This window comes from Maribacter caenipelagi (genome assembly GCF_004364175.1).
GTDB lineage: Bacteria > Bacteroidota > Bacteroidia > Flavobacteriales > Flavobacteriaceae > Maribacter > Maribacter caenipelagi.
Genome location: NZ_SNZW01000013.1, coordinates 15239 through 36429 on the forward strand (window position 1 = coordinate 15239; position 21191 = coordinate 36429).

Sequence of the window (21191 nt, forward strand, 5' to 3'; positions counted from 1 at the left end):
TTTGTAGGAAATTTTATGTTGTAAAAACTCTAATATGTAGGGTGAATACTATTAAATGTGATGAAAAGTGTTAAAAATTAATGCAATTCATCGATAATATATAAATTTTCTTACATCTTGAAGTGCGCTCAAGTCAGTAAGAATTGAACAGTTTTAATTGCACAATACGTATCTTTGCTACCTAAAATTTAGTAATGCGAATACATTTTATTGCAATAGGGGGAAGTGCCATGCACAATTTAGCGTTGGCTCTAGAACACAAAGGATATGTTATTACAGGTAGTGACGACGTTATTTTTGAACCTTCTAAATCTAGATTAGCAGCAAAAGGTTTGTTGCCAGATGAATTTGGCTGGTTTTCTGATAAAATCACCAATGATCTAGATGCTATTGTTCTAGGTATGCATGCCAAAGCTGATAACCCCGAATTGCTAAAAGCCCAAGAACTGGGAATTACCATTTATTCTTATCCTGAATTTTTATACGAGCAATCTAAAAATAAAACCAGAGTAGTCATTGGTGGTAGTCACGGAAAAACGACCATTACATCTATGATACTTCATGTACTTAACTTTCATGATATTGCCGTTGATTATATGGTAGGTGCACAATTAGATGGTTTTGATAGAATGGTGCACTTGACAGAAGATAATGATTTTATCGTCCTAGAAGGCGATGAGTATTTGTCTTCCCCTATAGACAGACGACCTAAATTCCATTTATATCAACCTAACATTGCCTTGCTAAGTGGTATTGCTTGGGATCATATTAATGTTTTTCCCACTTTTGAAAATTACGTAGAGCAGTTTAAGATATTCGTTGATAGCATTATTAACGGTGGTTCTATTACATATAATATAGAAGATGCTGCGGTAAAGGAAGTTGTAGAAGCATCTGAAAACGCCATAAGAAAATTACCATATTCTACACCTGAATATACCGTTGAAGACGGAGAAACCTTATTAGAAACTAATGAAGGACCTATGCCAATTGAAGTTTTTGGCAAGCATAACTTAAGTAATTTGGCAGGTGCAAAATGGATCTGTCAAAACATGGGTGTTGATGAAGATGATTTTTATGAAGCTATTGCTACATTTAAAGGAGCCTCTAAACGTTTAGAGAAAATTGCGGAAGGTGCATCTAGTATTGCCTATAAAGATTTTGCACACTCACCTAGTAAAGTGACTGCAACAGCAAAAGCGGTAAAAGAACAATTCCCTGACAGGAAATTAATTGCTTGTTTAGAGTTACACACATACAGCAGCTTTAATCCAGAATTTTTAAAGGAATACAAAGGAGCTTTAAATGCTGCCGCTGAAGCGGTTATTTTCTTCTTGCCAGAATCTGTAGCTATTAAGAAATTAGAAGAGGTAACCCCCGAACAAATTTCAGAAGCTTTTCAAAGAGATGATTTAAACATATTTACAGATGCAGCCTCTTTTCATGAATATTTAGAGGGTCAGCGGTACGACAATACGACACTTTTACTTATGAGTTCAGGAAATTATGGCGGATTCGATTTAAAGAAATTTGAAAAGTTGATGAGTTAAGGCGGAAGTTTGAAGTATTAAGTAAAGAGTACTAAGTATGAGGTACAAAGTTGGAATAGAGCATAGAGTAAAGAGTATTAAGTAAAGAGTACTAAGAATTAAGTAAAAAGTATTACGTACAAAGTACAAAGTACAAAGTACTAAGTCTTTTTGAACTTGATTTTCGAGCTTGACTTTTGAATTTGAACTTGTTTCTTCCAACAACCAACAACCAAATAACTATACTCCGAATTGTTTTAGGTGGTGGTCTAAATGTTTGTATTGCATTTGTCCCCATTGCTCTTTTGTGAACGTGCCAAATGCAGGGTGTGGGTACCATTCTTTACGATCACGTACTGCATAAAAATCGTTCACTAAAGCTTTAAGGGTTTTGTGTTCTGCACTGAATACCTTATCCTCTTTTGTTTTTAGTTGAGTTGCTGTTGGTAAATTCTTTCTCCACGGTTTATCGTTGTATAATGATTTTTTAAAAAAGGTTTTTACGAACCAATTGCCTTTAGAGGTATTCGGTTTATTTTCAATGGCTAATTTTAATGGGTATTGGCAATGCCAACACATTTGCCCAATGGTCATTTTGCCCCAACCTTTCTCAGAGGTTTCTGAGAGTTGCTCTAATCTACCTTTAATTTCTTGGTAAGCCTCTTCGTTCAAAATAGATTTCATGCTTGGATTTTTTAATTGATGCATAAATTTACCATAAAATAATTAGTTCTGTATCTTTAGCCAATGCACGATAAATCCACTTCGTTATCTATTAAAAATTGGTCAGATGATGATAAGCCAAGAGAAAAACTAGTTCAGAAGGGTCGTTCGGTATTGTCTGATGCTGAATTGATTGCCATTTTAATAGGTTCGGGTAGTAGATCAGAAAGCGCGGTTGAACTATCTAAACGTATTTTGGCATCGGTAGATAACAACCTCAATGAATTGGGTAGACTTTCCATAAAACAGCTGATGAATTTCAAAGGTATTGGTGAGGCAAAAGCGGTAAGTATTGCTGCAGCATTAGAAGTAGGTAGAAGACGACGTGGAGAAGATGCTGCAAAAATTGAGAAGATAGGAAGTAGTAAAGATGTATATGAGATTCTACAGCCGCTGTTAGGCGATTTGGAACATGAAGAATTCTGGATTCTCTTTCTTAACAACTCTAACAAAGTTCTACATAAGGCACAGTTAAGTAAAGGCGGTATTACAGGTACTCTGGTAGATGTGCGAATTGTTATGAAACAAGCATTGGAATTGGGGTCAATTGCCATAATACTGGCGCACAATCACCCTTCAGGCACATTAAGACCAAGTGCTGCAGATAAACAGATTACCCAAAAGATAAAAGTTGCTAGCGAAACTTTAGATATCAAAGTGTTGGATCATTTGATCATTACCCAAAAAAGTTACTATAGCTTTGCAGATGAAAAAATTCTTTAGATGTTATTGATTTACACACATAAAATCACACCACGTCTTACCTATGTCATGAGGCATATCTTCGTGAATATATTGGGTGTTGAACTTGATTTTACCACTAAGGTAGAGGAGTTTATAAAACATACCGGACCAAAAATTACCTATACAAAACAGCCATTACAGAACGAATTTTTTATTCGGAGCAATGAGCTTTTGTTTGAACAAGGTATTAATGACATTTATTTGAATATAGGAGATTGGGAAGGTACACCTTGTTTTTTTCAGACAGGGGAACGTAGTAACCTACCTTATGATGTTTTTGCTGCTAGTTTTTTTCTGCTTTCAAGGTATGAAGAGTACTTGCCACATGTAAAAGATATTCACGGTAGATTTTCTCCTAAAGATAGTACGGCCTTTCAAAACGGATTCCTTCAAAAACCCGTCGTTGATATTTGGGCTCTTAAATTATTGGATGCGCTAAAAGAGCGTTTTCCAGATTTGGAACATAAGGGTAAAACGTATGATTTTGTATCAGTAATAGATGTGGCAACCTCTCACTGTTATGCAAATAGGGGTATAGTTCGCGGCTTGGTAGGTTTGTTAATGGATTTAGGGACATTTAAGCTCAAAAGAGTTGTTGAAAGAATCGCAGTGGGTTTAAACAGACAGAAGGATCCTTATGATAATTATGCTGAATTAATTGCCCTGCACAAAAAATACCATGTAAAGTGTAATTTCTTTTTTCAGTTCGCAGATTACTCTAAGTACGATAAAAACGTATCTACCAATAGTATTAAATTTAAGTCACTTATTAAATATGTAGCTGACTATGTACCGGTATCATTGGCAGCAAGCTATAGTTCATTTTCTGATCTAGAACTATTAAAGAAAGAAAAAGCCAATTTAGAAGTGGTCATCAATAGACCGGTAAACAATTGTAAAATGCGGTATAATAGGGTAGATGTACCGCAAACCTATCGTAATCTCATTGCGGCAGAATTTACCAATGATTACACAATGGGTTATACTTTCGAACTTGGTTTTAGGGCAGGTACCTGTACACCATTTCAGTTTTATGATATTCCGTTAGAAGTAAAGCAACCTATAAAAGTTCATCCGTTTGCAATACATGATATATCGCTTTCAAAAATCAAGAAAGATCAAGAGGTATTGCGTCAAGTGCAATTGATCACTAATGAGGTAAGAAAAGTTAATGGTACGCTTATAACGATGTTCTCTAATGAAGTCTTAGGTAATAAGGATGATAGAAATTGGATGAATGTGTACACCGAAGTAATAAAACAATAATATGTTTGAAAATAAAGTAACAGATGTATTTTTTGATTTAGATCATACCTTGTGGGATTTTGATAAAAACTCGGCACTGACCTTTGAAAAAATATTTAACGATCAAAAAATCGATTTAGCATTACAAGACTTTCTAGAGGTGTATGTGCCAGCAAACTTGAAGTTTTGGAGATTGTTTAGAGAAGATAAAATTACCAAATCAGAATTGCGATATCAGCGGCTTAAATCGGTTTTTGATACTATGGGGCACCCTGCTTCCGATGATCTCATTCATTTATTATCCGAAGAATATATTAATCATTTATCCTCATTTAACACACTTTTTCCGAATACTATTGAGGTGTTAGATTATTTGTATCCTAAATATAAACTGCACATCATTACCAACGGTTTTCAAGAGGTTCAAAATAAAAAACTCCGAAACTCAGGTATTCATAGCTATTTTGATCAGATTATTGACTCTGAAATGGCAGGAGCAAAAAAGCCTAATCCGACTATCTTTAATATGGCATTAAATAGAGCCGGTGTTTTGCCAGAAAAATCTTTAATGATCGGTGATAGCTTAGAAGCAGATATTTTAGGTGCGCAATCTTTAGGTTTTCATACTATACACTTTAATGCCCACAAAGAGGAAACTCATAATGTAGCTCCTATTATTTACGATTTACAAGAAATAAAATCCTTTTTATAGAGTTACTATTACTATAGACTATTGTTTATATGTACTAAACTTTGAAGAGGTAATGAAAGGGGTTCGTTTTTTATTAATGGCTTTAGTAGGTTTTCTAATGGTAACATCTTGTTCTGAAGAGCAAGATTTTGATCAGTTAGACGATTTGACTATTACCCCAAGTTATGAAGCTAGTATCTTCTACGTAAAGGCTCAAGAAACGTTGATCAATAGAGTAGCGGGACTCAACTTTTTTACCCAAGATTTTAATTTTGATGCTTTTGAAGAACCCTTTTTTACAAATAGGGTGATTGCTGGAGTGCTGACTTACGAATTAGAGAATACTACGAGTAAACCCATAGAAATCAGACTTGAATTTTTAGACGAAGCCGAAAATGTATTGGATACCGAAGTTTTTAGTATGGATCCTGCACCAACGGCTATTCTGCAAAGAGATGTTGCATACGGGGCTACAGGCAAAAGCCTAGATATAATTAGAGCGACCTCTGAAATTAGATTGACAGCTATTAATTTAGGAGATAACAGTAGTGTTTCAAGTTTACCAGATGCTGCAATAGTGCTTCGTTCTAGTGCACAATTTACTTTAGAATTATAATGAGATTATGCCACTGCCTTTTTGTAGCCGGCGTATTGCTTACTTTGGGTCTAAAAGCTCAGAATAAGCAAATACTTTATGATTTTAATGAAATACCGCAATCCCTTTCCATAAATCCTGGTGTTGAAACCGATTTTAAATGGTACGCAGGTGTACCGCTTTTATCTGGTATTTCTGGCTACGCAGGTTCTAACGGTATTTCTGTTAATGATATGTTTGCAAATGATGGTGTAGATATTAATTTAAAATTTAGGGAGCGGGCTTTAGATGTACTTACTCCTAAAGATGAGTTTAGTTCTACTCTTCAAATCGAATATTTTAACGGCGGATTCAGAGGTGAGAATACGAATATATTTTACTCCTTCGGCGGATATCTTGAGCTAGATAATATTATTTATTGGCCCCAAGATTATGCCTATTTATTATTTGACGGTAATGCGGATCAATTAGGAAGAAGATATGATTTAGGAGATTTAAAGGTGCGTGGTTCAATGGTGAACGTTTTTCATTTTGGCATTAATAAAAGAATAGATCGCAATTTAACTATAGGTGCAAGAGGAAAACTGTATTCGGCAATTGCAGATTACAGCTCTTCAACCAACAATGGGCATTTAACGAATATAGAGGGGCAAAATAATAGAATTGCATCGAATTTAAATGCTGATCTTCTTTTACGCACATCTGGATTTCAAGATTTGGATGCAGCCAGTGATTCTGAAACTTTAGGAAATGAAATTATAAGTAGAGCTCTTTTTGGTGGTGACCTGGGTTTAGGTCTAGATTTGGGTTTTACCTATTACTTGTCTGAACGTACTACGGTGACAGGTAGCTTATTGGATGTTGGTTTCATATATCATTCTAGTGACCCTAAAAGTTACAGTTTAAATGGTAACACTACGGTAGAAGGTATTGAAATAGATATATTGGATAATTTTGCAAGTCTTGATCGAGATTTTTGGCAAGATTTAGTTGATGAGGTAGAAGTTGCCGTACCGTTTAAGACAGATACCAAAAGCTATCTTTCGTTTAGACCTACTAAACTGTATGCATCAATTAGAAATGCTTTTGGTGAGCCTGTCGGTAACGGCGGGGCGCAAACTTGCGATTGTACTGCAGGTTCTTCTGGCAGTAGAGAGTTGCGTACCAAATATAGAAATTCTGTCGGTGGACAACTTTATATGATTAATAGACCGCGAGGTCCGCAAATGGCACTGACCGGTTTTTATACCCGTAGAATAGGTAATGTTTTAGCGCTTAAAGGAACATATACCATAGATAAATATAGTTCAACCAACGTTGGGTTGGGAATGAACCTGCAAGCCGGACCAATCAATTTTTATGTGATGGCAGATAACTTATTATCTTATAATAATATAGCTGCTTCGAATTACGCTTCATTTCAATTCGGATTGAATATTATTTCATGGGGGCGTAGTAAGTAGCATATCTTCTTAGCTGCTTTATATTTTTTTGGCATGCTTTTTTCATATATTACCGTGAATTTAAAATTTACATCGTTTTGAAAACAGTTATCGCCTTAGTATTCACTTTTATAGGATTTTCATCATTTGCTCAAACTAGTTTAGATGATTATAGATACATCATCGTACCTAAAAAGTTTGATGCTTTTAAGAATATGAATGAACACCAAACAAGTACTTTGGTGAAACATCTTTTTACAGGAAAGGGTTTTGCTGCAGTTTATGATGATCAATTGCCAGAAGATTTAAAATTTAATAGATGTTTAGGGTTAATGGCAGAATTGCAAGATGACAGCAGTATGTTTTCTACAAAGACTATCATCAACTTAAAAGATTGCAACGATAAAATCGTTTTTAGCACCATGCAGGGTATTAGTAAAGAGAAGGAATATAAAGCTGCCTACAACGAAGCTATTAGAGAGTCTATGCGTTCATTTAATGGTATGAATTATGCTTACACGCCCAAAGACAAAAAAGATGAAGCTGTTACCGTTAATTTTAGAAATGACGTTAAAAAGTTAGACGAGTCTAAAGCAAATAAAGTTTTACAGGCAGAAAAGGCAGCAGAAGAAGTAAATGTAAAAAGAGAACCTACTATAATTTCTGAAGAAACCGAGAAAACTCAGTATTATAAAGACAATACTCCCGTTGAATCAAATATTAAGAAAATTGAAGTGCAGAAGCCGGTCTCTAAGAGTTTAGCCCCTAAAAAGCCAAGTTCAAAAGACATCTGGTACGCACAAGAAACTGAAAACGGTTACCAATTGGTAGATAGTTCGCCGAAGGTGAGAATGAATTTATTAAAAAGTTCAGCTGATAATGTATTTATGGCAAAAACCGATACCAAGAACGGTATGGTGTATCAAAAAGATGGTACTTGGGTTTTTGAATATTATGAAAATGATAAACTGGTTCAAGAAGAGCTGAATATTAAATTCTAAAAATCATATTTTGCTTTCCACCTGTTTTTCAGAAAATCGCTAAGGGCTTTTTCCCTTGCATTATTTCCTGGTTTATAGAATGTCGTACCCTTAATCTCGTCTGGTAAAAATTCTGCATCAACAAAGTTGTTCTGGTAGTCGTGGGCATATTTATACTCTTGTCCGTATCCCAAATCCTTCATTAATTTAGTCGGTGCATTTCTCAATGGTAATGGTACGGTAAGGTTTCCCGTTTGTTTTACAGCTTGTTGCGCTTTGCCTATCGCCATATAACTAGCGTTACTTTTTGCCGAGGTTGCAAGGTAAATAGCACATTGACTTAATACAATACGGGCTTCTGGGTAACCAATAGCAGTAACTGCTTGAAAGGTGGTATTCGCCATCACCAAAGCTGTTGGGTTTGCCAAACCGATATCTTCTGATGCAGAAATAAGCATTCTACGGGCAATGAATTTTACATCTTCACCGCCTTCGATCATTCGTGCCAACCAATACACTGCTCCATTAGGGTCGCTGCCTCTAATAGATTTTATAAATGCCGATATAATATCATAATGCTGCTCACCTGTTTTATCATACAAGACCGTATTTTTCTGAACTTTAGATAATACCAATTCATTAGTGATGACAATATTATCACCTGCCTCAGAATTGACTACTAGCTCAAAAATATTCAGTAATTTTCTGCCATCACCACCAGATAAGCGTAATAAAGCTTCCGTTTCCTTTAGGTCAATTTTTTTAGATTTTAGCAATGTGTCCTTCTCCATTGCCCTTTTTATCAAGTTTTCTAAATCGGCTTTTCCGAAAGCATTTAAAACATAAACTTGACAACGAGAGAGTAGTGCGGGTATAACCTCAAAACTGGGGTTTTCTGTGGTAGCACCAATTAACGTCACCCATCCTTTTTCAACAGCTGCCAAAAGAGAGTCTTGTTGAGATTTACTGAAACGATGTATCTCATCAATAAATAAAATGGGGTTTTTTGCTGTGAACAATCCACCAGCTTGCTTTGCTTTATCGATTACTTCTCTAATATCTTTTACGCCACTATTGATAGCACTTAAAACATAAAAAGGTCTTTTACTTTGCTCTGCAATAATGTTGGCTAAGGTAGTTTTACCCGTACCTGGAGGTCCCCATAGTATTAATGATGGTATAATACCCTTTTTAATTTGATGCGTTAGCGAGCCCTTTTCACCCACCAAATGGTGTTGACTAATATATTCGTCTAATGTTTTAGGACGCACGCGTTCTGCTAAAGGTTCATTCATAGTGCAAAAGTATACTAAACTTAAATGAGAATAAAAAAGTAGGGTGCCAATTGAATGTTAAGTAAGTATTTGAATGACAATATGACCAATTTGTAAACGTTGGTAGTATAATTGTTATTCAAATACAAAATCAAGCTCATGTCTGAAATGGGACATTATAAATTCTCTAACAAAGTAATTGCTATTCCGCTATTAGCAATGATTTTGATATGGGGGGTATTTTGGGTAGAATTAGCTTTAGGGGTAAATTTTAATGAGTTTGGGGTAATGCCCAGAACTTTACTCGGTCTTCGTGGCGTAGTATTTAGTCCGTTTATTCATGGCTCTCTAGAGCACTTATATAATAATACTATTTCTTTGGCAATTCTTGTAGCTGCTTTATGGTATTTTTATAGGGATGTTGCTTGGAAAGTGGTGTTATACGGAATTCTGTTATCAGGATTTTTAACATGGATAATTGGTCGTACATCTTACCACATTGGTGCAAGCGGACTCATTTATGTACTGGCAAGCTTTATTTTTTTCAAGGGGATATTTAGTTCTTACTTTAGGTTGGTATCACTTTCTTTAATTGTAGTTTTTATTTACGGTAGTATGCTATGGTACATATTTCCGGTAAAAGAAGGAATGTCGTGGGAAGGACATTTAGGAGGTTTCTTAACCGGATTGTTTTTGGCTAAAGTCGTAAAAGCCCGTATTCCACCAACCAAAAAATATGAATGGGAAAAGGAAGACTTCAATGAGAAAGATGACCTATTCTTGAAACACTTTGATGAAAATGGAAACTTTAGAGAATTGCCAACTGACGAAGATATCGATGAAGATAGTAGTTTAAGAATCAACTATATCTTTAAAGAAAATTCCGAAAAAGAATCCAAAACTTAATGTTGAGTTACAAACGTTGGCGTACCGCTTCGTATAAGAATACAGCACAAGCAACAGAAACGTTTAACGATTCTATCTCTCCAAGTAGTGGCAGCTTAGCTCTATAATCTGAAGCTTTTAATATAGAAGGTGTAATACCACGATCTTCGGCGCCCATTACTATTGCGATAGAATCGGTAAAAGGAACATCATAAACAGAATCGTCTGTTTTCTCGGTAGCCGATACGATTTTAATATCTGATGCCTGTAAATAGAAAACAGCATCTTTTAAATGGTCAACTTTTGCAATTGGAACTCTATAGGCAGCACCGGCAGAAGTTTTTATAGTATCTGCGGTTACTGGGGCGGCACCTTTCTTTTGAACGATAATACCATCGACACCGGTACATTCTGCCGTTCTAATTATTGCTCCGAAATTACGTACGTCAGAAAGTTGGTCAAGTAATAAAAATAAAGCAGGACCTTCTTTTGCATTTGCTTTTTCAACCAAATCTTCAAGGGTATGAAATGCAATAGGGGAGATGTTGGCAACCGCACCTTGGTGATTACTTTTGGTAAGCCTGTTCAATTTTTCAATAGGTACATAGACCATATTGATTTCATTACGACGCAATAAACCTTCCAGTTCTTTCATAAGGTCTCCTTTAAGACCTTTTTGAAGAAATACCTTGTCTATCTCTTCATTTGAATTGACAGCTTCTATAATGGCTCTTAAGCCATAAATTTGAGTGGTTTTTTGCATGGGGCAAAGGTAAATAAAAACCGCCCAACAATTGTTGGGCGGTTTTAAATATTAAGATTTAAAATTTTAGCTATTTAAATAATCAAAAACTTTAATTAAATCTTGTTCAGACTTTATGTTCAAATTACTTTCTTTCAAAAATACTTTAAGCTCTTCTCGTTTAGACTCATCGACTAATTTGATAAGTTTTTTATTTTTTTGAGGAATTTGGTCAATTCTATTTACACCATTTTTTTGAAAATAGAATTCTGTAAATTTTGTAAATCTGCTCGGTACTGCTGCGACAAATGAATTTTGAGCAGGTTGACCTTCGGTAAATTTCACAAGAGTTCTTTCATATAAATCATATTTACTACCTTTTTGTATAAGAGATAAATAGCCGTTTATAGTAGAATTTTTTTCTGTAACAAAAGTTTTAAAACTTAACGGTTTTGAATTTATGAGAAGGCTAATTTCTTTGTCTTTAACCAATGCTTGATATGCTTCATCTTCCGAAGACGTTTTTTTTATTTCAATTTCCTCGTTTAGTGCATTGTATCTGTAGTATATGGCACCGACTACTTCATCATTATATTTTAAAACTGTTGGTGCGAAAGTATTAGAAGTGTATGGCGAACCTTGAAATTTGTCTAAATCTATTTCACGTCTTTTTTGATAGGCCTCGTTTACCGGGCCTAAGAAATTAGATATAACCGCTCCTGCAGCGGCATTTTGGCTTGCTCCACCTAAATTAGTAGGTACTTGCCCCGAATATTGTGCTTGTAAAGTTGTACTTGCTATTACTGTTATAGCGAATAGAATTATTTTTTTCATGGTGTGGTTGTTTAAGATGTTTAAATTAAATATAATTTTTAAACCTCTTATATTCAGTATGTTTAATTTTTTGTTAATTCGAATGTTCTCAGTTTGTCATTATTAAAACCCACAATAAGTAAGGTGTGGTCATTAAATTTTAGTGATTCCATACTTTTTGCGTTTCCTTTTAAGTAGAGACCAGTTTTTTGCATAGTTGCTGGGGTATAACCATCTTTTCTATTTGAGATTAATGCTAAGCCAGATATAGCATCTAGTCTTGGGGTTTCAACTTCAGTTTCATATATGTTGCCAGATATAACGCAATCTTCAAATCCGTCATTGTTTAAGTCGAATAGTGATATCGCTAATGTTGGAAATAATTGAGCTTCGTTAGGTAAAGTAATCTTCTCAAAATTATTATTGCCTTTGTTTAAAAGTAGAATAGAGTTGAACTCTGTAGCTTCATTAGAATATGAATCTTTTAACTTTTCACCGTAGATATCTTCCATAGTCGCATTTGCAAAATCATTATATGTGGTGAATTTTTCTTTAATAAATGGCATTTGTTGCGATGAACATTCCCTTCCTCTTACGGGAACATAGGTCTCGTGATATTTTTTACTTAAGACTACATCATTTATGCCATCATTATCAAAATCATCTGAATATATTCTGAATGGTTTATCCTCGCTTGCTGTGAACTTTATGTTTTTGCCCACGTTTCCAATAATGTAATCTTTGTTTCCATCATTGTTTACATCCGTTTCTTTTACTTTAAACCACCACCCTTTGGTGTTAAGTGCTGTTTCTTGGGTAGAAAGAAGATTAAATTTACCATTTTTGTTTTCAAAGATCCCTATTGGTGTCCACTCTCCAACCGCAATAAAATCTTGCCAGCCATCATTGTTAAAATCTGTAGTTATTATACTATTCACCAACCCGAAAGTTTCCAATTCAGGTACAATATCTTGAGTTACATTTTTTAATATGCCATTGTCATTTTCATAAAGGATTGAAGGACTAAATTTTGGATAGTTATGTGGTATAATTCTGTTTCCTACCAAAATATCATTATCGCCATCTTGGTCAAAATCTATAATTGTCACCGATTTACCGCTCTTTGGAAATGAATTTAAAACCGGTGTATCTAATTTTTGAAAGTCGCCTTTTCCATTATTAATATATAATCTATCAGCGTAATAAGATGAATTTTCTCCATATTCATTACCACCACTTACTACATAAAGATCTAAGTCGTTATCATTGTCAAAATCAAAGAATATTGATTCGGCATCTTCTTTACCCTTATCTAATTGAAAAGATTTTGGAGTATGGTTAACAAAACCACTTTCACTTTGTACGTATAAGGTACCTGACTGTCCGGATCCTCCTCCTATATAGAAATCTTCTTTTCCATCTCCATTAATATCTCCTTTTGATATAAACGGTCCTGTATTTGATTGTTTGTAAGGTAAAAGTATCTCTTGTTCGAAATCATCGTAGGTGGTTTCTTTATGCGAGTATTCTAAGTTAAACCCATTTTTGCTTTTGTTAGTAAAATAAGGTTCACTGGCTATTGAGGTTGAATTTTCTAATGAAGTTGCGTTTTTCTCTGAGAAAGTAAGGAAGGAATTTGCTGGCACATTGTATTTGTATGCAATTTTACCGCTGGGCCATTCGATTTTTACAGTATCTATAATGGTAGAAGTTCCTATTCCAAAATGCGCAGCATTTTCTTGAGAAGACATATACCCTCTAACTCTTTTTATTTCCTCATATTGATTTTTATTATCATATGAGATGGTAATTTTAGCAAAGGATTCTGTTGTTATACTTTCGGTGCTTACTTTTAGAAAGTTTCCTTGGCTATGTTCTACAGTGTTATTTTTATATAATAAAGCCTTCTGATCTATATTGTTGATGATTAAATCCAGGTCACCATCATTATCAAAATCTCCTTGTGCAGCACCATTACTAAAAGTTAATTCTTCTAATCCCCATTCATTAGCTTTCTCTTTAAAGTTTAGGTTGCCCTCATTTTTATACATTAGGTTGCTTAAGCTCTCTGATGGCATTTCATCATATAACTGTTGCTTTATTTTATTAGGTATATTGCCTTTATATTTTACTTTAGTTTTGTATACTTTGTTCTGAAAATCATTGTCTAGGGCATATTTTCTATAGCCATTGGTGATAAAAACATCTTTTAATCCGTCATTATCATAATCAGACATTAAAACAGACCAGCTCCAATCTGAGCTTGCCATCGACGTAAGTTGAGATATGTTCGAGTAGTGATTTTTGCCTAAATTCAATTGAAGCGAATTGTACATGTATTGGTATTGAAATCCGGCAGTAGTAGTTAGGTAATTAAACCTATCGGTACTCATAGAGGCCATAAGTGTTTTGGCTCTAAAATGGTCGCTAGAAGCCATATCTAAAACAAATATGTCCTGTAAATTATCATTGTTGATATCAGCAATATCTAAACCCATACCATAAAATGAAATATGTTGGGTAAGATCTTTTACTGAGTTTTTAAAACTACCATTCTTATTGTTTAGATATAGCGCGTCAGGTAAGTAGTAGTCGCTAGAAATATATATGTCTAAATAGCCATCATCATTTATGTCAGAGACACATAATCCCAAACCAAATATGGGGTTTTCTAAGCCTACTTCTTTAGTTACATCAACATATATTCCATCAATATTTTTGTAGAAGTGACTACTATTGAAGTATTTGGTTTCTGTATTAGTTTTAACTGTTTTAAGAAGAGAAATAGGGTCTAATCCATATAGCTCATTTTCGTTCATTACGATACAATCAAGATCACCATCTTTATCATAATCAAAAAAAACTGTTTGAGTAGATATTCCAGGATCATCTAGACCATATTCTTTCGCTTGTTCAGAGAAAGTATTATTCTTATTATTAATATAAAGTAAATTGCTTCTGTTGCTTCTATTATTTGGTCCGCCTTGAGAGATATAGATATCTTGCCATCCATCATTGTTAATATCAACAAAGGTAACGCCATTGCTCCATTTTTTATTGAAATTAATACCTGCATTGACAGAGATATCTTCAAATTCAAAATTACCCTTATTTAAATACAGTTTGTTCTCAACTTGGTTTCCTGAAAAGAAAATATCTAATAACCCATCATTGTTGATGTCTTCCACACCTACACCTGCACCGTTGTAGAAGTAATCAAAATTAAAAACGTTATCATAGGTTTCTATATTTTCGACAAGGTCGTTGCTGAAAACAATTTTACTTTTCTCACTTGGGATACTTTCAAAAATTTTATAATCCTTTAGTTGATCGTTATAGGTTTCTACCAAAATGTCTTTTTTGTTTTCAGAGCAGGACATTACAATTGTAGTACATATACCTAAAATGGCTTTTAATAATATGTTATTGCTTATGGTTTTTAAAGGATATGTCATACTGGGGTAATTAAAATTATAATAAAAAAAATAGCTGCCCTAAATTAATAAGGCAGCTATTGAATAATTTAAATATTACTTAGACTACCCGCCACAGATATTCAAAGTTTGAATACCAACAGTTGGACTAGGGCCGTCTGAAAGAGCTAGTTCTTCAGTTGGAGCTTCTATTTCATAAGTAACTTCACTATCCCAGTCACCTGATGAGAAGGCTAATGTAAATTCAGTAGTTCCTTCAGGAACAGTAAATGTTTCAGTTCCAGCAGCACCACTTGCAAGTGTGTAAGAGGTTTCAACACCATCTATTACAACATCAATAGATGCGCCGTTCCACCCATCACCATAACTATCTTCTAATGTAATCGTGTATTCACCGGCAACTGGTGCAGGAGGAATACATTTAATAATTGGATTATAAAAGAAAGGTGCATTATAGAAAGAACCTGTAATTGTACCGGTACTATCATCATTTGTAAAAGATCTACCATCCGTTAAGGTTAAGATTAAACGAAATTGAATAGCGTCTCCACCATCAAATTCACCTTCAACTAAACCTAATTGAGATAAAGCGTTAGCTAAGGTTGTTTCATAGCTCACTCTTGGTAATCCAAATTCACCATCGGTAAAATCTGCTGGCAAAAATGTTTCAATTAAAATTTCATCTACCGTTGAATCTCCGTTCGCAGGGGTATTATCCTCAAAACTTAAATAAAGATCAACTTTTTCCATTAAATCGCCATCTTCATAGTCTTGCTCTTCTATGGTAAACGCATAACTAGTAGATGTGTCAAAACGATCTAAAATACCGCCAGATTCAATAGTTCTTAAAACAGCACCTCTGGTGGTTTCTGCAAATACCTCATCTATTACTTTACCGCCGTCATCATCACATGATATTATTAGTAGCGAGGAAACACCTATGATAGCGCCTAATATTTTATTGTTTATTTTCATTTTCTTAATTTTTAGTTAGCAGATGGGAAAGCTGGTCCGGCTGGATTAGTATCCCAAAATACTTGAGTTGATAAATCAGATTTCTGCGAAACATTTGAGTTCGTAATAACCTCTGTTTGAGGATATAAAAATGACCTTGGAAAAGATCCAGGGTTTGCTTCCCAGCTTGGATCTAGTGTAGTAGGAAAACCTGTTCTTCTATAGTAGTTATATGCTTCAACACCACCACCGTATAGAGCTATCCAATATTGTTCAGCTAAAATGTTGGTTTGGTCATCTCCAGTAGCAGCTGAAAAATCAGCAACAATTCCGTCAATGTAGGTAGTTACATCATTCTCCGAAGGAGCTACAGATAAATCTGCTCCAGAATCTAGGGAACCGAAACTTTGAACCTTTTCAATTGATTTCGTCATACCGGCCTCTAAAAACGTTGCTTTTGCAGCTGCAGATGTTGCAACTTCAGCCTGCCAGAAATCAACATAAGAAGCTAAAATGATTGGCTCAATACCAGCACCTCCGCCACCTAGGCCTAGACCAACTTCACCGAAACTACTGTCGTCAAATCTACCTGCTGCTGGATATACCCCAACTGCAGTTCTTAAGAAGTTGTCTGGAGGCGTTCCTTCATTGTTACCATGAGATCTTCCCCAATATCCATTAGGTACAGAACAATAGATAAATCCATCATAATGTGGAGGAGCTGTTGCTAGAGAACAAGCTAATGTTTCTTCGCTTGCCGGTTCACCGGCTGCACCTGGTGTAGCCTCTTGTTGACGGTAGAAGTAGTATCTAATTCTAGGATCATTTTTAACCAACATATTGTTCATTAACCAGTTAGATTGGTAAATGTTAGCACCACTGCTTGTATAATCATCAGCATAGTCTGGGTGACGTGTATCTGGTTGTAAATCTCTTGACCCATATTGCCATTGAAAATCCTCAGAAGAATCAGAAATGTAATCACCTCCTGCTATAATAGAATTAAAAGTACTTGTGTCACCAGTAGTAATAGCAGCCTTTAACCTAATAGTATTGATTAGCTTGATCCAATTTTCAGTGTCGCCACCGTAAAAGAAATCTTCACCACCTTGTGTAGCAGGATCTGCTGCGAACAAAGCTTCTGCTTCGCTTAATAACGCTAATGCTCCTGTGTAAACATCTTGACCATCATCCAATAAAGGAGCAGGGAATTCAGCAGGGTTACCGGCTTCGCTTAAAGTAGCTTTACCTAAATAATCAGTTAGTAATAAAAGCATGTGTGCCTTTAAAGTTTGACCAACGGCAATATGGAATGTGTAATCTGTATCTGTTATAGCATCTATTTCTTTAAGATTAGCTACGTTAGGAAAAATACCTAAATCAACTGTGTTCGTAAAAACATCATTGTTACCATCGGTACTACTGTATAGACGCTCCCAGATATCATCAAATGTGTCACCAGGATAGTTATTAAAGTATGTACGTCCGAACATGTAATCAATTCTAGTTAATTCTGAACCCAAATCATTGATTGTGTACATATTAGCTACATATGCTAATTGAATTGAATTCAACAGCAAATTAGGATCTGCTTGATCAGAGGCAAGATCGTTAGGGCTAGTCCTAAGATCAAGGTCTGTTGTTTCACAAGAGTTGAATAGCACTCCTGCGGTAAAAACAACGGTTATATATTTAATTATTTTTTTCATAATATTTCTATTAATTAATTTTAGCAATTATTAAAAGGATGCTTTAATACTAACTCCATATCTTTTAGAACTTGGACCGTTAATAAAGTCAAAACCTTGAGAGTTACCAACACCTGCTCCTTGAATATTAGGGTCGAAATTAGCACCGTCAGGTGTGTTATAAGCATCAAACCACAAATTAAAACCTTGAGCAGTTATTGTTAATGAACCGAAAGGAGTTCTTTCTAACGCTTTAGCAGGGAAAGTATATCCTAAAGAAAGTTCTTGTAAACGTAATACCGAAGCATCATAAACTTTTAACTCAGTAGGGCCAAATAAAATATTGTTGAAGTAATAAGTAGAGTTGTTTATCTGCTTATTGTTTACTTCACCAGTACTTTGAGAAACACCAGGTAGAATATAGGTATTTTCTCTATCAAGAGTTTCAGTAATTAAACCTCTACCTAATAGAGTTCCAATAGTGTTAGAAACAATATCACCACCTTTGATATGACTAATTTGAAAACCTAAATTCCAATTTTTATATGAAAAAGAGTTTATAATGTTCATGATATAATCAGGATTTGGGTTACCAATTACAGGTACGTTTCCGTTAATATCAACTTCAGTAGTAACATAATCACCACCATCGTCAATTAAGAAATTACCATCAGCATCTCTTGCAATTGCATCACCAACAATAGCACCTAGTTGTTCACCTTTTATTGCTGCGTTACCACCTACAGATAAAGTAGAGCTACCAGCGTATATAATTATATCTTGTTCTTGCTCTGTTACGATAAATTTGTTTTTAGTAAAGTTAGCTCTTGTATTCCAGTTGAATCCACTTGAATCATCACTTCTTACCCAGTCAACACCTAAATCAATTTCAATACCGTCACCTTCTATTTTACCAACATTACTTTGTGTGAAAGTAAACCCAGTTGAAGGAGAAAGAGGTTCTCTTACGATAAGATCTTTTGTAGTTCTATCGAAATATGTGAAATCTAAAGAAACTCTATTGCTAAAAAACTTAGATTCAAAACCTACTTCAAATTCAGAAAGTAATTCAGGCTTTAAATCAGGATTTGCTTTAAAACCAGCAACTTGATTCGTAGTAACTTCACCACCTTCACCATAAACCTGAGTGTTCTGCTCAACAACGCTTACCGTAGGGTATGCTGTTGGGAATGTTGCAGACTGACCTAAACCAGCTCTCAATTTTAAGAAATTAAGTCCTTTTTCAGATTTAATACCTGGCCATGCGGCAGTAGGTAAGAAAGATGCGCTTGCACTCGGATATGTTTGGCTATTGTTTGCTGTCGTAAGGTTAGAAACCCAGTCAGTTCTAGTAGATGCTGTTAAGAATAACATATTGTCATAATCTAAAGTCACTTGACCAAGAAGACCAGCAATGTTTCTTTTTTCAGTATATTGAATAGGAGACTGGTTTGCGTAGTTGAAATGTCTTTGAATATCAAATACTATTTGACCTGTACTAGCAACACCAGATTGGTCAAATGTAGTTGACCTAGTTGTTGCGCCTACGTTGAAAGACATTCCTAACTTTTCTGATAAATCATAATTACCATTTAAAGCTAAGTAGTGATCCCAGATAGTATTGTTGTTATCATATGTGTTTAAGAAACCGAAAATGGCACTTGTAAATTCAACACCACCTTTGTTAGAATATTGTTCGTTTCTTTCATTGTAATAATCTAAACCGGCTCTATAGGTCATGTTAAGATTATCGTTAATGTCATATTGTACTGATGCATTCCAGAAAACACGTGTAGTCAACTGAGAGTATTTTGCATTGTTTGCAGTCCAACGTGGGTTGATGATATCATTACCGTTTCTATAGTAAACACTAGAACCATCAATTGGGTTTTGATAAGGTAAGCCTAATAAATCAACACTTCTTGGTGTAAAGTAAATATTACCAAAAATTGATAGCCCAGTAGTACCGTTACCTTCACTTGCTGCAATTGGAGGTGAGCTATAATCAGTTCTAGAATAGTTCATCGCTCCAGATACTGTGAATCTATTAGATAATTTTGATCTACCACCAAGAGATACATTAGCTCTTGTTAAACCGTTTCCAGGAATAAAAGATTCATCATCTAAGAATCCGAAGTTTGCATTGAAAGTTGTGTTTCCGTCTTCAGAAGCACCATTAATGTTTACAGAAGTTGAACTAACTGAACCTGGTTTGAAATATTCTTCAACAGAATTGTAAGGTTTCCAATCATATCTTGCTCCTTGAAATTCAGGAAATGCATCTCTGGTCGCTCTTACAGACGTAGTACTGTAAGGGTGTTCTAAAGTACCGTTCTCGTCGATTGCGGCTTGTCTACCCCAACCTGAAAGACCACTTTCTTCAAAGCTAGGTCCCCAGTTACTAAAGAACCAACCGAATGCTTGGTCAAATCCATTACCATATTCATCTTGGTAATCAGGTAATGAAGCGAATTCATTAACAAAATAAGATTGATTAACAGTTATTTCTGTTTTCTTTTTTCCACCAACGGCAGAACCTGCTTTAGTAGTAATAAGGATTACACCGTTCTTACCTTGTGAACCGTAAAGTGTTGCAGCGGCAAGACCTTTCAGTACTTCAATTTTTGCAATGTTGTTTGGATCTAAATCTAAAAATCTTGAAGAACCAGTGTTACCTGTTAAAAAGTTAGAACCACCACCATTTGTATCTTGTGCATTAGTATCACTACTAAAAGGTACACCATCGACAACAAAAAGAGCTTGGTTACTTCCACTAAAGGAGCTTAAACCTCTAACTACAACGTTAGTTGCAGAACCAGACATACCACCAGCAGCAGTAATCTGTACACCAGATGCTTTACCTGATAACACACGGGCAACATCACCTTCAGAACGAGATTCTAAATCTTCTTCGTCTACAGATGAAACTGCAAAACCTAAAGCTTTTTTCTCACGCTTAATACCTTGGGCGGTAACAACCACTTCTTCAAGTGCTTGAGCGTCTTCTTCCATCTGTACGCTAACAGTACTACCGGCACCAACCGATTTTCTTACGGCTTTCTGACCGATGTAAGTAAATAATAGTGTTTCGCCTTGGGAGGCCATAATTGAGTAGTTGCCATCAAAATCAGTTTGTGTACCTGTAGTGGTACCTTCAACTACAATGTTAACCCCGGGCAAAGGAAGCCCTCCCTGATCAGTAACCGTTCCGGATACTGTTTTTTGCTGTGCAAAAGAAATATGCACAACTAACGCTAAAAGTAGCGTTAACAATCCATTTAGTTTTGTTCTCATTTTTAAATTATTTGAATTAGCTAGCGACAAACTTCACAATAATGTGTTAATAATGCAAGATAAATTTAATAAAACTTTAAGAAGTTGGTATAAAATCAGAAGTTACAGATTAAACATGATCGATATTTAAAGTTATATAATTGTTTAGGGTTTTTTTT

At 35.0% G+C, this 21191-nt stretch carries 16 protein-coding genes; 8 read left to right on the top strand and 8 right to left on the bottom strand.

Annotation, left to right across the window (positions count from 1 at the left end; all coding sequences use genetic code 11):
• The first annotated feature begins 194 nt into the window (after positions 1-194).
• On the top strand, positions 195-1550 hold the full coding sequence (locus tag DFQ03_RS04905; RefSeq protein ID WP_133672015.1) for a UDP-N-acetylmuramate--L-alanine ligase: 1356 nt from the start codon (positions 195-197) through the stop codon (positions 1548-1550).
• Between the two features lie 219 nt (positions 1551-1769).
• Here DFQ03_RS04905 and DFQ03_RS04910 read toward each other — a convergent pair whose 3' ends face one another.
• Positions 1770-2213 (bottom strand): DUF1569 domain-containing protein, encoded by a 444-nt coding sequence (locus tag DFQ03_RS04910; protein WP_133672016.1) that lies wholly within the window; start codon positions 2211-2213, stop codon positions 1770-1772.
• A gap of 63 nt (positions 2214-2276) precedes the next feature.
• On the opposite strand from DFQ03_RS04910, the gene radC reads away from it, so the two are divergent.
• From radC to DFQ03_RS04940, 6 genes are all read left to right on the top strand, one after another.
• Positions 2277-2975, top strand: a complete 699-nt coding sequence (radC, locus tag DFQ03_RS04915; protein WP_133672018.1) for a RadC family protein — start codon at positions 2277-2279, stop codon at positions 2973-2975.
• Positions 2976-4262 carry a polysaccharide deacetylase family protein gene (locus DFQ03_RS04920; RefSeq protein WP_133672020.1) on the top strand — a complete coding sequence of 429 codons (1287 nt, stop codon included), beginning with the start codon at positions 2976-2978 and terminating at the stop codon, positions 4260-4262.
• Between the two features lies 1 nt (position 4263).
• Complete coding sequence (locus DFQ03_RS04925) at positions 4264-4953, top strand: YjjG family noncanonical pyrimidine nucleotidase (protein WP_133672022.1); 690 nt, start codon at positions 4264-4266, stop codon at positions 4951-4953.
• A gap of 52 nt (positions 4954-5005) precedes the next feature.
• Positions 5006-5548: a hypothetical protein gene (locus DFQ03_RS04930; RefSeq protein ID WP_133672024.1), complete on the top strand. Its 543-nt coding sequence runs from the start codon at positions 5006-5008 to the stop codon at positions 5546-5548.
• Positions 5548-6990, top strand: coding sequence for a DUF5723 family protein (locus tag DFQ03_RS04935; RefSeq protein WP_133672026.1), 1443 nt, complete (start codon positions 5548-5550; stop codon positions 6988-6990). The genes DFQ03_RS04930 and DFQ03_RS04935 overlap by 1 nt, the downstream gene beginning before the upstream one ends.
• A gap of 77 nt (positions 6991-7067) precedes the next feature.
• Entirely contained in the window at positions 7068-7970 is a 903-nt protein-coding gene (locus DFQ03_RS04940; RefSeq protein WP_133672027.1) for a hypothetical protein, read from the top strand.
• On the opposite strand, the gene DFQ03_RS04945 is transcribed toward DFQ03_RS04940, so the two are convergent.
• Entirely contained in the window at positions 7967-9244 is a 1278-nt protein-coding gene (locus DFQ03_RS04945; RefSeq protein WP_133672029.1) for a replication-associated recombination protein A, read from the bottom strand. The two genes, DFQ03_RS04940 and DFQ03_RS04945, sit on opposite strands and share 4 nt — an antisense overlap.
• A 138-nt stretch (positions 9245-9382) precedes the next feature.
• Here DFQ03_RS04945 and DFQ03_RS04950 point away from each other — a divergent pair, with 138 nt between their 5' ends.
• A complete protein-coding gene (locus DFQ03_RS04950) occupies positions 9383-10129 on the top strand; it encodes a rhomboid family intramembrane serine protease (protein ID WP_133672031.1) in 747 nt (248 codons plus the stop codon).
• Between the two features lie 7 nt (positions 10130-10136).
• Here DFQ03_RS04950 and rlmB read toward each other — a convergent pair whose 3' ends face one another.
• The 6 genes from rlmB to DFQ03_RS04980 form a co-directional block, all read right to left on the bottom strand.
• The gene (rlmB, locus tag DFQ03_RS04955) at positions 10137-10871 is read right to left on the bottom strand and encodes a 23S rRNA (guanosine(2251)-2'-O)-methyltransferase RlmB (protein ID WP_133672033.1); all 735 of its coding nucleotides are present in this window, start codon (positions 10869-10871) and stop codon (positions 10137-10139) included.
• A gap of 66 nt (positions 10872-10937) precedes the next feature.
• The gene (locus tag DFQ03_RS04960) at positions 10938-11684 is read right to left on the bottom strand and encodes a hypothetical protein (RefSeq protein ID WP_133672035.1); all 747 of its coding nucleotides are present in this window, start codon (positions 11682-11684) and stop codon (positions 10938-10940) included.
• 62 nt (positions 11685-11746) lie between these two features.
• Entirely contained in the window at positions 11747-15118 is a 3372-nt protein-coding gene (locus DFQ03_RS04965) for a VCBS repeat-containing protein (protein ID WP_133672037.1), read from the bottom strand.
• A gap of 84 nt (positions 15119-15202) precedes the next feature.
• Complete coding sequence (locus DFQ03_RS04970) at positions 15203-16072, bottom strand: hypothetical protein (RefSeq protein WP_133672039.1); 870 nt, start codon at positions 16070-16072, stop codon at positions 15203-15205.
• Positions 16073-16083: 11 nt separating this feature from the next.
• Positions 16084-17760, bottom strand: a complete 1677-nt coding sequence (locus tag DFQ03_RS04975) for a SusD/RagB family nutrient-binding outer membrane lipoprotein (RefSeq protein WP_133672041.1) — start codon at positions 17758-17760, stop codon at positions 16084-16086.
• Between the two features lie 30 nt (positions 17761-17790).
• Positions 17791-21033, bottom strand: coding sequence for a SusC/RagA family TonB-linked outer membrane protein (locus tag DFQ03_RS04980; RefSeq protein WP_133672043.1), 3243 nt, complete (start codon positions 21031-21033; stop codon positions 17791-17793).
• Between the last annotated feature and the right edge of the window lie 158 nt (positions 21034-21191).